Annotated in this window: 14 protein-coding genes; 6 read left to right on the forward strand and 8 right to left on the reverse strand. The window is 59.5% G+C overall.

Annotation, left to right across the window (positions count from 1 at the left end; all coding sequences use genetic code 11):
- Positions 1-191: 191 nt before the first annotated feature.
- Positions 192-1,160 carry a sulfonate ABC transporter substrate-binding protein gene (locus tag FHT84_RS04825; RefSeq protein ID WP_112344025.1) on the reverse strand — a complete coding sequence of 323 codons (969 nt, stop codon included), beginning with the start codon at positions 1,158-1,160 and terminating at the stop codon, positions 192-194.
- Positions 1,161-1,407: 247 nt separating this feature from the next.
- On the opposite strand from FHT84_RS04825, the gene FHT84_RS04830 reads away from it, so the two are divergent.
- Complete coding sequence (locus tag FHT84_RS04830; RefSeq protein ID WP_348628025.1) at positions 1,408-2,301, forward strand: NAD(P)-dependent oxidoreductase; 894 nt, start codon at positions 1,408-1,410, stop codon at positions 2,299-2,301.
- 58 nt (positions 2,302-2,359) lie between these two features.
- On the opposite strand, the gene FHT84_RS04835 is transcribed toward FHT84_RS04830, so the two are convergent.
- From FHT84_RS04835 to FHT84_RS04845, 3 genes are all read right to left on the reverse strand, one after another.
- Positions 2,360-2,848 (reverse strand): Lrp/AsnC family transcriptional regulator, encoded by a 489-nt coding sequence (locus FHT84_RS04835; protein ID WP_069613098.1) that lies wholly within the window; start codon positions 2,846-2,848, stop codon positions 2,360-2,362.
- Between the two features lie 66 nt (positions 2,849-2,914).
- Positions 2,915-3,547: a uracil-DNA glycosylase family protein gene (locus tag FHT84_RS04840; protein WP_112344068.1), complete on the reverse strand. Its 633-nt coding sequence runs from the start codon at positions 3,545-3,547 to the stop codon at positions 2,915-2,917.
- On the reverse strand, positions 3,544-4,116 hold the full coding sequence (locus tag FHT84_RS04845) for a thermonuclease family protein (RefSeq protein WP_210260608.1): 573 nt from the start codon (positions 4,114-4,116) through the stop codon (positions 3,544-3,546). The genes FHT84_RS04840 and FHT84_RS04845 overlap by 4 nt, the downstream gene beginning before the upstream one ends.
- A 126-nt stretch (positions 4,117-4,242) precedes the next feature.
- Between FHT84_RS04845 and FHT84_RS04850 the strand changes: the two genes are divergently transcribed.
- Positions 4,243-5,772 (forward strand): HAMP domain-containing sensor histidine kinase, encoded by a 1,530-nt coding sequence (locus FHT84_RS04850; RefSeq protein ID WP_112344022.1) that lies wholly within the window; start codon positions 4,243-4,245, stop codon positions 5,770-5,772.
- Between the two features lie 21 nt (positions 5,773-5,793).
- Here FHT84_RS04850 and FHT84_RS04855 read toward each other — a convergent pair whose 3' ends face one another.
- Positions 5,794-6,186 carry a diacylglycerol kinase gene (locus FHT84_RS04855; RefSeq protein WP_112344021.1) on the reverse strand — a complete coding sequence of 131 codons (393 nt, stop codon included), beginning with the start codon at positions 6,184-6,186 and terminating at the stop codon, positions 5,794-5,796.
- Positions 6,187-6,369: 183 nt separating this feature from the next.
- The gene (gene cobT, locus FHT84_RS04860) at positions 6,370-7,386 is read right to left on the reverse strand and encodes a nicotinate-nucleotide--dimethylbenzimidazole phosphoribosyltransferase (protein WP_095435100.1); all 1,017 of its coding nucleotides are present in this window, start codon (positions 7,384-7,386) and stop codon (positions 6,370-6,372) included.
- Between the two features lie 127 nt (positions 7,387-7,513).
- Here cobT and FHT84_RS04865 point away from each other — a divergent pair, with 127 nt between their 5' ends.
- From FHT84_RS04865 to FHT84_RS04880, 4 genes are all read left to right on the forward strand, one after another.
- Complete coding sequence (locus FHT84_RS04865) at positions 7,514-8,290, forward strand: adenosylcobinamide-GDP ribazoletransferase (RefSeq protein WP_113249261.1); 777 nt, start codon at positions 7,514-7,516, stop codon at positions 8,288-8,290.
- Between the two features lie 19 nt (positions 8,291-8,309).
- Complete coding sequence (locus FHT84_RS04870; protein ID WP_112344019.1) at positions 8,310-8,531, forward strand: DUF1289 domain-containing protein; 222 nt, start codon at positions 8,310-8,312, stop codon at positions 8,529-8,531.
- Complete coding sequence (locus FHT84_RS04875; RefSeq protein WP_112344018.1) at positions 8,528-9,229, forward strand: TIGR02281 family clan AA aspartic protease; 702 nt, start codon at positions 8,528-8,530, stop codon at positions 9,227-9,229. Before FHT84_RS04870 ends, FHT84_RS04875 begins: the two co-directional genes overlap by 4 nt.
- 104 nt (positions 9,230-9,333) lie before the next feature.
- The gene (locus FHT84_RS04880; protein ID WP_169645063.1) at positions 9,334-10,239 is read left to right on the forward strand and encodes an EamA family transporter; all 906 of its coding nucleotides are present in this window, start codon (positions 9,334-9,336) and stop codon (positions 10,237-10,239) included.
- A 30-nt stretch (positions 10,240-10,269) separates the two neighbouring features.
- On the opposite strand, the gene FHT84_RS04885 is transcribed toward FHT84_RS04880, so the two are convergent.
- The gene (locus FHT84_RS04885; protein ID WP_113249426.1) at positions 10,270-10,794 is read right to left on the reverse strand and encodes a GNAT family N-acetyltransferase; all 525 of its coding nucleotides are present in this window, start codon (positions 10,792-10,794) and stop codon (positions 10,270-10,272) included.
- Between the two features lie 7 nt (positions 10,795-10,801).
- Positions 10,802-12,127, reverse strand: a complete 1,326-nt coding sequence (locus tag FHT84_RS04890) for a Mur ligase family protein (protein ID WP_113249263.1) — start codon at positions 12,125-12,127, stop codon at positions 10,802-10,804.
- Positions 12,128-12,188: the final 61 nt, after the last annotated feature.

The raw sequence follows: 12,188 nt of genomic DNA on the forward strand, positions 1-12,188 counted from the left end.
TTTCCTGCCTTCTGGGTGCGCGCGGTCGGGAGCCACTTCCCGATGTTCAGCATGGATAGTGACATACGCCATCGATTATATCGACAATATGGATTTTCTAATCGCTGGTATTTGACGAAAAATTTTTGCCGGCAGAGCCCGCGCCCGTAGTGTTTGGAAGCGCAGGCGATATCTGCAAGCGGTTATCAGCCTCAGCTTGCCTTCGGCCGCCAGACGATGTCGGTCACGTTGAGCTTCTTGGGAACGATCCCAAGATTATAGAACTCGTCAGCCAGCCCCTGCTGATAGGCGATCGCCGCGTCCGTAATGGTCGAGGCACTCCCCAGATTTGCACCCGGACGCGTCAGCGTCACCCGCGTCACCCCGGCAGGAACGCCGGTGATTTCGGAGAGGGCTTTAACGGTGCCGTCCAGATTCGATTGCGCCGCCGCCCCCACCTTGGCCAGTTCATCGATGACATCGACGATGACCTGCGGATTGCTCTTGGTGAAATCGCCATTCGCCAGGAAATAGCTGAAGGAATCGACAATCCCACGCGCCGTCGTCAGGATGCGTGTATCCGGATCGGCCTCTGCAATTGCGAGATAGGGATCCCAGATGGACCATGCATCGATGGCGCCGGTCTTGAAGGCGGCGGACGCATCCGGAGGCGCGAGATCGAGCGGCTGGATATCTTTGATCGTCAGACCACCCTTGCGCAAAGCCTTGACGGTGACATTGTGAGCGCTGGAGCCACGCTTGAAGGCAACCTTCTTTCCCTTGAGATCGGCAAGCGTCTGGATCGGCGAATCCTTGCGCACGAGAATGGCGGAGCCTTCGGGGCTGCCGGTATAAAGGCCGACATAGAGCAAATTGCCGTTGGCCGCCTGTGCGAAGAGCGGCGGCACATCGCCCGTGGCGCCGAAATCGAGAGCGCCTGCGCCAAGCGCTTCAAGCAAAGGCGGACCGGACGTGAACTCCGACCATTCGACGGATATGCCGCGATCGGAAAGGCGCTTTTCCAACGCCCCTTGACGCTTTGCCAAGGCCAACACGCCATTCTTCTGCCAGCCGATGCGAAGCGTCCTCGCGGCGGCCGCCCTTGCCGGGCGGAGAGAAGGCAATGCCAAGGCTGCTGCCGTGGCGCCGAGAAGGCCGAGTGTCTGTCTGCGCGAAATCATCGAAGATCCCCTTTTCATAAGGCCCCGGCGCTTCCGCAGCCATCGGCTCGTTGTCGATGGCTTAAAGATCGCAAATCCATAGATTATATCGACAAAGGATATTATGAAGATTCCCACCAAAGACGAAATTGTATTCCAATAAACGAAAAAACTAGAAATCAGATTTCAAATCATATGCCATGGTGACAAGTTACCCGAGAAATCGGTCTTCCGTCCTCCTGGCCTTTCCGCTAAGCCTTCGAAACAAATTCGGTCAGGGAGTTATGAAATGGCAAAGGTCTCGTTCATCGGCATGGGCGTCATGGGCTATCCCATGGCCGGGCATTTGAAGGTCAAGGGCGGGCATGACGTCACCGTCTATAACCGGACCGTTGCCAAGGCCGAGGCATGGGCCAGACAATTTGAGGGCAAGTTTGCCCCTACTCCGGCTGAAGCCGCCGAAGGCGCTGACTTCGTCTTCACCTGTGTCGGCAATGACGACGACCTGCGCTCGGTGACGACGGGTGAAAACGGTGTCATTTCCACCATGAAAGCCGGTTCCGTCCTCATCGACAATACCACGGCAAGCGCCGAAGTCGCTCGCGAGCTTTACGCGGCCGCCAAGGAAAAGGGCGTCGACTTCATCGATGCTCCCGTCTCCGGCGGCCAGGCCGGCGCCGAGAATGGTGTTTTGACCGTCATGTGCGGCGGTGACGAAGCCGTCTTCGAAAAGGCTCGTCCCGTCATCGGTGCCTATGCCCGCATGGTCGGTCTCATGGGGCCTGTCGGCGCAGGTCAGTTGACCAAGATGATCAATCAGATCTGCATCGCGGGCATCGTTCAGGGCCTGGCCGAAGGCATCCATTTCGGCAAGCAGGCCGGGCTCGATATCGAAAAGGTGGTGGAGGTCATTTCCAAGGGCGCCGCCGGTTCGTGGCAGATGGAGAACCGCCACAAGACCATGACTTCAGGCAAATATGATTTCGGCTTTGCGGTTGACTGGATGCGCAAGGATCTCGGCATCGTGCTCGAGGAGGCCCGCCGCAATAAGGCCAAACTGCCGCTTACGGCCCTCGTCGACCAGTTTTATGGTGATGTCCAGACAATGGGAGGCAATCGCTGGGATACCTCGTCGCTGCTCGCGCGCCTGGATCGGAATTAAAAACAAAAAGCGCTCAGCCGAAATCGATTTCGGCTGAGCGCCCTGCAAAAAATGCTGCTCAGTCCTCGTTGGACTTTGCATTCTCCAGCAGCATGTAATCCAACGGCAATTCCGTCGAATACTTGATCTGTTCCATCGCAAAGGCGGAGGAGACGTCGCGGATTTCGATCTTGGCGATCATGCGCTTGTAGAAGGCGTCATAGGCGGCGATGTCAGGCACGACGACGCGCAGCAGATAGTCGACATCGCCGCTCATACGATAGAATTCCACCACTTCCGGAAAATCGGCGATCACTTCGGAAAAGCGCTTCAGCCATTCGATGGAGTGGCTGTTGGTGCGGATGGACACGAAAACCGTGACCTTCGTGTTGACCTTTTCGGGATCGAGCAGCGCAACGCGGCGGCGAATAACGCCATCCTCTTCCATCTTCTGGATACGGCGCCAGCATGGCGTCGTCGACAGCCCGACCTTCTTTGCGAGGTCGGCCACGGCCAGAGTGGAATCCTCCTGCAGCAGGCGCAGGATTTTGCGGTCAAGACGGTCCATTTAAGCATCCCTTCGAATTATATTCTCTCTATAGCTTATTTTTAGCGGGAGAAAAGAAACTTTTTCTCAAGGAAGCAGGCTTTTCACACGTTGTTGTAATACCGGAAGCAACTCGGTCTCGAACCACGGATTCCGTTTCAGCCAGCCGCTGTTGCGCCAGCTCGGATGTGGCAACGGCAGGACAGACGGCGACCGGTTGTTGAGAAGGTAACGCCGCCACTGCGCGACCGTCTCGGTCATCGAACCCATGCGCTCCGTGCCGAGATGCCAAGCCTGCGCATATTGACCGATGGTCAGGATCAATTCGATCTGCGGCATCGCATCCATCGCCCGCTGCCGCCACAAAGGCGCGCACTCCTTGCGCGGCGGCAGATCGCTTCCCGCCTTGTCATAGCCCGGAAAGCAGAAGCCCATGCCCATTATGGCGAAATGGTCCGGATTGTAGAAACTCTCGCGATCCACAGCGAGCCACTGACGCAAACGGTCACCCGAAGCATCGTTGAAGGGTAGACCGCTCTCGTGGACGCGCAATCCTGGCGCCTGCCCTGCGATGAGTATCCGTGCTGTGGACGATAGTGTCGCAACCGGACGCGGCTCATGCGGCAGGCGATCCGCCTCGCCCCTGGCCGGTGCGTCCCGACAGAGACGGCAGGCCGCAATCGCTGAACGCAGGATCTGCAATTCGCTCTCCTGTTTCACGGCGCGCTCCATCCGACAAGTCGGTGCAAATAGCTGAACAATCCCGCAATCGGATCATAGTCATTGCCATCAGCCATACGCTCCTCGCGCCGATAGTCGCCAGGTTTCTCGAATTCACCGGCCCAAAGTCCGGCTTTCGCCTGCCGTGCGATCCGTTCCTCGCTCGCATAGGCACCATAGGAAACCGCCATGCCGTTGCGCACCATCGCGGCATTGATATCGAGATCGCCGGCGACGCATGTCACCAGCAGGCGACCATAGCGATCCCTCTCCCGCCCCCGGCATTCGGGCGCTCCCGTTTTAATCATTGTGGCGAGCGCCTCGCGTGCTTCCTCGCCGCAGGCCCAATCCGCTCCGTTGCGTTGGCAGCGCTGCCGATATTCGGGAGCATCGATACCTTTCAGCCTCAAACGCTCGCCGTTGGCGGAAAGCGTGTCGCCATCGATGACATAAAAGCTGCCGTTTTGAACGATTTCCGGTCGATTGTTCATTTTCAACGCGAGCAACGCAATGATGGCGAGCAGAGCGAAAGTGGCCACGCCGTCACGAAACAGGCGGCCTGACCGCATCACGTTCTTGCCTCCTTTAACAACAAATCCTTGGCGAAGATGGCAAACAAATCATTTCAGCGCAGTATCTTCTTAAGGATTGGACGCTAGTCTGTAGTCTCAGGCAGGCCAAGTTTCAATGTAACCATGAGCACCGGCGTCAGCACATCGACAGATAAGAATATCGTCGACCGATCGCGCAGTCACCGCAACCGGGCTGTGTCGAAGGCCGTGCGGCAGACGCGCGAGCGCCTGCAGAACGGCCACAGCCGCAATTTCGACCGCGAAATGATGCTCATGCATATCGACACGCTGCTGCAGGGCGCCGCGGTCGTTCCGATTTTTGCCGTCATCGTTGCCGTGCTTGGCGTCTACCTGACGCGGGACGCGCAGATCTTCTTCTGGACTATCCCGATCCTGACGGCACATGCCATCAACATGCTGCTTGGCCGCAAGGCACGGAAGCAGGAAATCTCGGCGGAAGGCGCCAGGAAATGGCGGCAGATCTTTCTGCTCGGACAATTGCTGACGGGTCTCTGCTGGGCGATCTTTGCCTTGCAGGGCTGTTCCACCTGCGGCGGCGACAGTTTCGCACTCTATAAGGGCACTACCCTGCTGGTCGCGATCGGCATCACGGCGATGTCCAGTTTCATGCTGCCGCGTGCTGTGCCCTTTTCCTTTGCGCCGGTCACCGTCGCGCTGGTCGTGACCGCCATCCTTACACGAAGGCCATCGGACATCGCGCTGACCGCCGCCATCTCCGTCGCCGTCGTATTCTTCACCTTCATCACCATCCGCATGTATCAGTCAAACCTCAAGATCCTTTCCTTCCAGTCGGAGAAGGACGACCTGATCGCAGAGCTGGAAGTCGCAAAATCCATGTCGGACGAGGCTCGCCGGCGTGCCGAGGAAGCAAATCTTGCCAAATCGCGCTTCCTCGCCTCCATGTCGCACGAGCTCAGAACGCCCCTGAACGCCATCCTCGGCTTTTCCGAAGTCATGTCAGCGGAAGTCATGGGGCCATTGAACAACCCGACCTATCGCGAATACACGACCGACATCCATCGCTCGGGACAGCATCTGCTCAATCTGATCAATGAAATCCTCGACCTCTCGCGCATCGAGGCCGGCAAATACGAATTGAACGAGGAAGCGATTTCGCTCCTCGATATTGCCGAGGATTGCATTGGCATGGTGCAGTTGCGCGCACGCGCCAAGAACATTTCGATCTCGTCGCAATTCGAAGCGCTGCTACCCTCGGTCTGGGCCGATGAGAAATCGTTGCGCCAGGTGATCCTCAATCTGCTGTCGAACGCAGTGAAATTCACGCCGCAGGGCGGCGAGATTGCCGTCAAGGTCGGCTGGACGGCCGGCGGCGGGGAATATGTGGCGATCAAGGACAACGGACCGGGCATTCCCGAAGAAGAGATACCCGTCGTGCTTTCCGCCTTCGGGCAGGGCTCGATCGCCATCAAGAGCGCCGAGCAGGGCACGGGCCTCGGTCTGCCGATCGTGCAAGCCATTCTTGCCAAGCATGATGGTCAGTTCGTGCTGAAATCCAAGCTGCGGGAAGGCACCGAAGTCATCGCCATCCTGCCAGCCAAGCGCGTGCTGCAAAGCCTACCGGCAATCGAAGACGCCCCGCTTGTCGAGCGGCGCAAGAAGAGCTTTGCTTAAACGAAGCTCGGGTGCTGATCTCTAGCGGAAAAGCAGGTGGCCGCCGATGATATAAAGCAGGTAGATACCGGAAGCGACCAGCATGCACAGAACCGCAAACGAGCCGAGATCCTTGGCATGCTTGCCGACATTGGAAATCTCCGGCGATATCCGGTCGATGACCTCTTCCACCGCCGTATTCATGGCCTCGATCGCGAAAACCCCCAAAAAGAGTACCATGGCGATGACGATTTCGCCGATGGTCGCACCGACGGCGATCAACAGGATCAAGGAAACAGCCGCAAAAAGGAGTTCCTGCCGGAAGGCCGATTCCTGCAGCAGCCGCTGAAAACCACCCCAGGAATAGCCGGCAGCGGCGAAAAAGTGCCGAATCCCGGTCTCCTTGTTGACCGCTGATTTTGAAAACTCAGCCATTCGCGCTCCGCCCGTATTGTCCCGGTTGCATCTGGATGCTTTGCGAATACCGCCTCACCGTGAGCGAAGCAAGGCAGCGCGTTCCGCCCACCCAAAATTCATTACAGATTTATGACGAAAACAGATCGTCTACAGGAAATTTAGCGGCGAAACGTCTATTTCAACGCCTCGCCGCCGCGATTCTCAGTGCTTGTTCGTCACGCCGGCACTCTCGAATGTCGCCATGCCCGAATGGCAGGCGGCCGCGGCCTTGACGATGCCGGCGGCCAGCGCCGCCCCCGTGCCTTCGCCGAGCCGCATGCCGAGCGCCAGAAGCGGCGTCTTTCCAAGCTTCTCGATGGAGCGCAGATGTCCCGGCTCCGCCGAGACGTGACCGATCAGGCAGTGATCGAGCGCAGAGGGATTGGCGGCCTTGAGAATGGAAGCGGCAGCCGTCGCGACATAACCGTCGATGATGACGGGGATACGTTCCATGCGTGCGGCGAGAATGGCGCCGGCCATCGCAGCGATCTCGCGGCCGCCAAGGCGGCGCAGAATTTCCAGCGGATCGTTGAGATGATCGCGATGCAGCGCCACCGCCTTTTCGACGGCAGCGATCTTGCGCTTCAGCATCTCACCTTCCGAGCCGGTGCCCGGGCCAACCCAGTCCTCCGCCTTGCCGCCATAGAGCGCGTAATGAATGGCCGCGGCGATCGTGGTATTGCCGATGCCCATTTCGCCGATACAGAGCAGATCCGTACCGCCGGCAATCGCTTCCATGCCGAAGGCCATGGTCGCGGCACAGTCGCGCTCGCTCAATGCCGGTTCTTCGGTGATGTCGCCCGTCGGGAAATCGAGGGCTAGGTCGAACACCTTGAGGCCGAGATCGTAGGCAACGCAGATCTGGTTGATCGCGGCTCCGCCGGCTGCGAAATTTTCCACCATCTGCTGGGTTACGGAAGGCGGAAACGGCGTAATTCCCTGCTTGGTGACGCCGTGATTACCGGCAAAGATCGCCACCAGCGGCCGGGTCACGGCCGGCGCACGACCGGTCCAGGCGGCCAGCCAGAAGGCGATTTCCTCCAGTCTTCCAAGCGCGCCCGGCGGCTTGGTGAGTTGCGCATCACGCTCGCGCGCTGCCACGAGTGCCCGGGCATCCGGCCCCGGAAGGTCGCGCAGCAATGCGCGGAAATCGTCGAATGGGAGGCCGCTGACGCTCATGAATGCGTTCCTTGTCTTTTGGTCTCAAATCGGGTTCTTTGCGTGCAACTCTATTAGTCTTCGGAATCGGCGCGAACAACTCCAAAAGCGCCCGATGCTGTCGCGCGCATGGCGAGGAGAGGAAGAAATGCGGGAATATATGCGCGATATCGCGCGCGCGGTCGCTTTCTTGAGCCGTATTCCCGTACCGGCGTCGTTCTTCGAGGGCTATGACGGCAGGCTTGCGCGCGTTTCCCGCACATTCCCCGTTGCCGGCCTGCTGGTCGTCCTGCCTGCAGCCTTGATCTTCGCGACACTGCTTGCCGTCAATGCCGATCCGTTGATGGCGGCTCTGCTGGCGCTCACCGTGCAGACGATTACGACAGGCGCTCTTCATGAGGACGGGCTCAGCGATACCGCCGACGGAGTTGGAGGCGGCAAGGACCGCGAACGCGCACTCGAGATCATGAAGGACAGCCGCATCGGCACCTATGGCGCGGCGGCGCTGATCCTGTCCTTCGGACTGCGCGCTGCGGCTCTTGCCGCTCTCGCCCGCCATCTTCCACCTTCGGAATCCGCTATCGCCTTACTCGCAAGCGCCGCCTTGAGCCGCAGTGCGATGGTATGGCACTGGTATGCCCTGCCGCCCGCCAAACCGGATGGAATAGCGGCTTCGGCGGGCAAGCCGGATGGCGATGCCATGCAGCTGGCATTGATTGCCGCACTTAGCCTCGCGGTGCTCCTCATCGGACCTGCGCTTGGTGTTCCCGCGCTCGTTGCCTGCCTTCTTGCGACCTGCGCAACAACATTTTTCACCACCAGATACATGCGGCAAAGACTGTCAGGTCACACCGGCGACACGATCGGCGCAACGCAGCAGATTTGCGAGATCGTCTCCCTCTGTACCCTTGCCATGTGCGTTTGAAGCCTCGATATATGATCTCATGCTGACACCTTGCATCCTTGTCTGCTCCATCGATCAAACGACCGGCTATTGCTTCGGTTGCGGCCGCACATCGGCCGAAATCGGCGCCTGGATGAACTATAGCGACGACGAACGCCGTGAGATCATGGAAGCGCTTCCGGAACGCCTGACGCAGATCGAGCGCAAGCCGCGCAGGGAAACCCGCCGCCAAAGGATGGCACGGGAGCGCAGTGCCGTATGAACCGCCTGAACATCGTTCTCGCCATTCTCGGCATCGGCCTTGCTCTGCTCGTCTTCAACAGCAATACCGGCACCACTTTCGGCATGCGCAATGACGATTTCGCTCGTATCGTCTATCTCCTGCCGATTGCCCTGATGATGAGCGCCGCCGTCTGGGCAAGCCGCCATACCGTCAGCCAGTCTGTCCGCAATCTCCTGATCTGGCTGGTCATCATCATGGCGCTCGCGACCGCCTATATCTATCGCCGCGATGCGGAACAGGTCGGAAATCGTGTCTTCGCCGGTCTGATGCCCGGCCATGCCGTTGTCGTCACGACAAGCGAAGGCGGCCAGGAGGTCATTCTTCACAAGCGTTCGAACGGACATTTCGAGGCCCAGGTCTTGATCAATGGCCAGCCGATCGACATGCTGATCGACACCGGTGCCAGCACGATTGCGCTGTCACAGGAAGACGCCGAGCGTGTCGGCATCATTCCGGAAAATCTCACCTATTCGATGAGCGTGCTGACGGCCAACGGCCGCGCCATGGCAGCCCCCGTTGAACTCGGCTCCGTCGCCATCGGGCCGATCAAGCGCAAAGATGTCGAAGCGAGCGTGGCCGAAGCGGGCAAGCTGGACCAGAGCCTGCTCGGCATGAGCTTTCTCGAAACCTTGGGATCGATGCAGATGCAGACCGACGAACTTCGGCTTCGCGACTGAGGCAGACGAACGATCGGCTCAATAGTTCGGCGTGGACCGAAGCATTCCTCGTTCTTTTCGCTCTAAAGACGGTCACATCCGAACCGCATAAAGAGTGACACATCATGGCGCCTGCAAAGTCAAATATAACGACGGAACTTCTGCTTCTGCTTGCTCTCGCGACCTGCTGGGGCGCCTCCTACACCTTCATCCACGTCGGAGTAGCAACCATTCCGCCGATCACGCTGATCGCGGCCCGCACCTTGATCGCCGGCCTTGTCCTGCTTGCAATCATTCGTTGGCGTGGTCTGAACCTGCCGCGTGAGGCCGCCACCTGGAAGCGCTTCCTCATTCAATCCTGCCTCAACAGCGCCATCCCCTTCACGTTAATTGCCTGGGCGGAACAGACCGTCGATGCCGGCCTTGCGACCATATTGAATTCCACGACACCGATTTTCGCCTTCCTGATTGCCGCTTTCCTGCTGCGCAGCGAACCGCTGACGGGCCGCAAGCTGTTCGGCGTGATTGCCGGCATGGCTGGTATCTGCCTGATCATCGGCCTCGATGCGCTGCATGGTATGGGCCGCCAATTGCTGCCGCAGCTTTCCGTTGTCGCTGCATCCATCTGCTATGCCTGTGCCGCCTTGTTCGGCCGTAATTTCAAGGGGCTCGACCCGATGATGCCGGCCGCCGGCTCACTGCTATGCGGCGCGGCCCTTCTCATTCCCGCCAGCCTGATTGTCGAACATCCCTGGCAAAATGCGCCGTCGACAGCCTCGATCCTGGCACTGCTCGGCCTGTCGGTTGTCTCTACCGCGCTTGCCTTCAGCATCTATTTCCGGCTCATCCAGACCCTCGGTTCGGTCGGCACGACGGCGCAAGCCTATCTGCGCGTCCCGATCGGCGTCGGGATTGGCGTCATCTTCCTTGGCGAACCTCTATCTCCGACCGCAGCCATAGGTCTTGTCTGTGTCGTAGCAGGCGTCATGGCGATGACCTTCGCGCCACGCAAGAGCGTCGCAGCCGGGTGAAATCGCCGTTCATCGGCTTGCATGGGATAATCAGATCAGAACGGACAGCTCGTCCCACGCGAAAATGAAATTGTCAGAACGCCAAACCGGACCCGGATCCGTGTACCGGCCGATCAATTGCCCTCCGAGCGCACGATAGAAGGCGATTGCCGGTTCATTGCCGACGACGACGCCAAGCGCAGCGCCCGAATAGCCCATGGATAAAAGTTCTCGCGCCAATTCTCGCATTAGACGGCGGCCAAGTCCCTGGCGTTTGATGGAAGCATCGATATAGAGCGACTTAATCTCGCCTCGCCCCTCGAACACGGCATCGGACGGCGCGTTGATCGCGCCGATGCCGACAAGCCGCCCGCCTTGCTCAGCCAGAAGTACGCGTTGATCCGTACGGGGATTTGCGAGTATATTCGCCCATCGCAGACGACGGAAATCCTCGTCGAGAGCCTCATAGATTTCTGCAGACACCAGATCGCGATAGGTGTCGCACCAGATTGCGCGATGCAGCCTCGCCATCTCGGTGACATCGTCGGCAAGAGCATGCCTGATCGTAATTTCCATCGTCACCCTACACTCCCTGGACAGTGCCGCGCAGAGCGCCGACAAGATAGAGCGAGCCCGTCACCAGGATCCAGCCGCCCACCTCCTCAGCTTTCGCGACGGCATGATGAAGCGCTTTCTGCGGATTGGGCTCGGCTTCGCAGTCCATACCCATCGAGATCGCCAATGCCTCCAGCTCCGTCGCCGCATGGGCTCGACCCGATCCGGACGCCTCCGTAAAGACGGCATGTGCCGCATATCGCGAGAGCACATTCAAGAAGCCGCGAGCATCCTTGTCGGATGCAAGTGCGACGACGGCAACGCAATCGCCGCTGACGCTGGACGAGCGCGTGATATCGCGAAGGACAGCCTCGATGTTGAACGGCACATGCGCGCCATCCATGATAACGGGCAAGCTCTGTCGCCCGCTGCGCAGCGTGGATGGTAGGGCAAGATCGAAGCGCTCCATCCGCCCCGGCAGCCGCGCCTTATCGATAACGGCCGGTTCGAGCAGCCACGCGCCGACCGGCTGCACCTTTTCGCTTGCCGTCCGCACGCTCTCGCCTTGTCGTCCCAGATGATCGAACACAAGTCCGACCAGCGAGATATTCGTCTCAGCAATCGTCGCATCTTCGGGAAGATCGGTTCGCAGGACCTGGCAGCCAAGCTCATCGGCACGCTGCTGTAAGACCTTTCCCGCAGCATCGTCGACGGCAAGCGTGGTGACAAGCGTCGCACCCGGTTTCAATATGCCGACCTTCTCGCCCGCGATCGCCTCGCGCGTGATCCCAAGGATTTCCGTGTGCTCGAGCCCGATATTGGTAACGATGGCAACTTCGCCGAAAACCACATTCGTCGAATCCAGCCTGCCACCGAGCCCGACTTCGACAACGACCCAGTTCAAGCCCGCATCTCTGAACACGACGAAGGCGGCGGCCGTTATCACATCGAACCAGGTGGCATCTTCGCCGGCAGTCGCGGCCTGCTTCGCGCTTTCATAGCCATCGAGAACGCGCATGATCGCGCTGGCCAGCGCATCATCCCCGACCTCCTGGCCCAGAACACTGATGCGCTCGTTCACCCGGTCGACATGCGGTGATGCGTAGCGACCGACGCGCCAGCCGGCCCGCAGCAATCCCGCTTCGAGGAGCGCCGAGACCGACCCCTTGCCCTTGGTGCCTGCGACATGGATGGCGCGAAAGCTCCGATGGGGATTGCCCAGCCGCTGCATCAGATCGAGCATGGGCTCAAGACCGACGCGCATCTCCCCACGCGGCTTGCGCTCCCAATTGGTCAGTTGGTCGAGCCGGGAGAGTGCTCGGGATAGCGCGGGGCTCGGATCGGATTGCGGCATTGGATACCTTCGGAAGATTTCAGACTGACACCAGGAAGCAGCGTGAGAACCTCTCACCACT

The organism is Rhizobium sp. BK289, assembly GCF_014193575.1.
Taxonomy (GTDB): Bacteria; Pseudomonadota; Alphaproteobacteria; order Rhizobiales; family Rhizobiaceae; genus Rhizobium; species Rhizobium tropici_C.

Bases quoted from the DNA above. Each gene is read 5' to 3' on its own strand.
- FHT84_RS04825 (WP_112344025.1), bottom strand. From the start codon at position 1,160: ATGATTTCGCGCAGACAGACACTCGGCCTTCTCGGCGCCACGGCAGCA.
- FHT84_RS04835 (WP_069613098.1), bottom strand. From the start codon at position 2,848: ATGGACCGTCTTGACCGCAAAATCCTGCGCCTGCTGCAGGAGGATTCC.
- FHT84_RS04845 (WP_210260608.1), bottom strand. From the start codon at position 4,116: ATGCGGTCAGGCCGCCTGTTTCGTGACGGCGTGGCCACTTTCGCTCTG.
- FHT84_RS04850 (WP_112344022.1), top strand. From the start codon at position 4,243: ATGAGCACCGGCGTCAGCACATCGACAGATAAGAATATCGTCGACCGA.
- FHT84_RS04855 (WP_112344021.1), bottom strand. From the start codon at position 6,186: ATGGCTGAGTTTTCAAAATCAGCGGTCAACAAGGAGACCGGGATTCGG.
- cobT (WP_095435100.1), bottom strand. From the start codon at position 7,386: ATGAGCGTCAGCGGCCTCCCATTCGACGATTTCCGCGCATTGCTGCGC.
- FHT84_RS04865 (WP_113249261.1), top strand. From the start codon at position 7,514: ATGCGGGAATATATGCGCGATATCGCGCGCGCGGTCGCTTTCTTGAGC.
- FHT84_RS04870 (WP_112344019.1), top strand. From the start codon at position 8,310: ATGCTGACACCTTGCATCCTTGTCTGCTCCATCGATCAAACGACCGGC.
- FHT84_RS04875 (WP_112344018.1), top strand. From the start codon at position 8,528: ATGAACCGCCTGAACATCGTTCTCGCCATTCTCGGCATCGGCCTTGCT.
- FHT84_RS04880 (WP_169645063.1), top strand. From the start codon at position 9,334: ATGGCGCCTGCAAAGTCAAATATAACGACGGAACTTCTGCTTCTGCTT.
- FHT84_RS04885 (WP_113249426.1), bottom strand. From the start codon at position 10,794: ATGGAAATTACGATCAGGCATGCTCTTGCCGACGATGTCACCGAGATG.
- FHT84_RS04890 (WP_113249263.1), bottom strand. From the start codon at position 12,127: ATGCCGCAATCCGATCCGAGCCCCGCGCTATCCCGAGCACTCTCCCGG.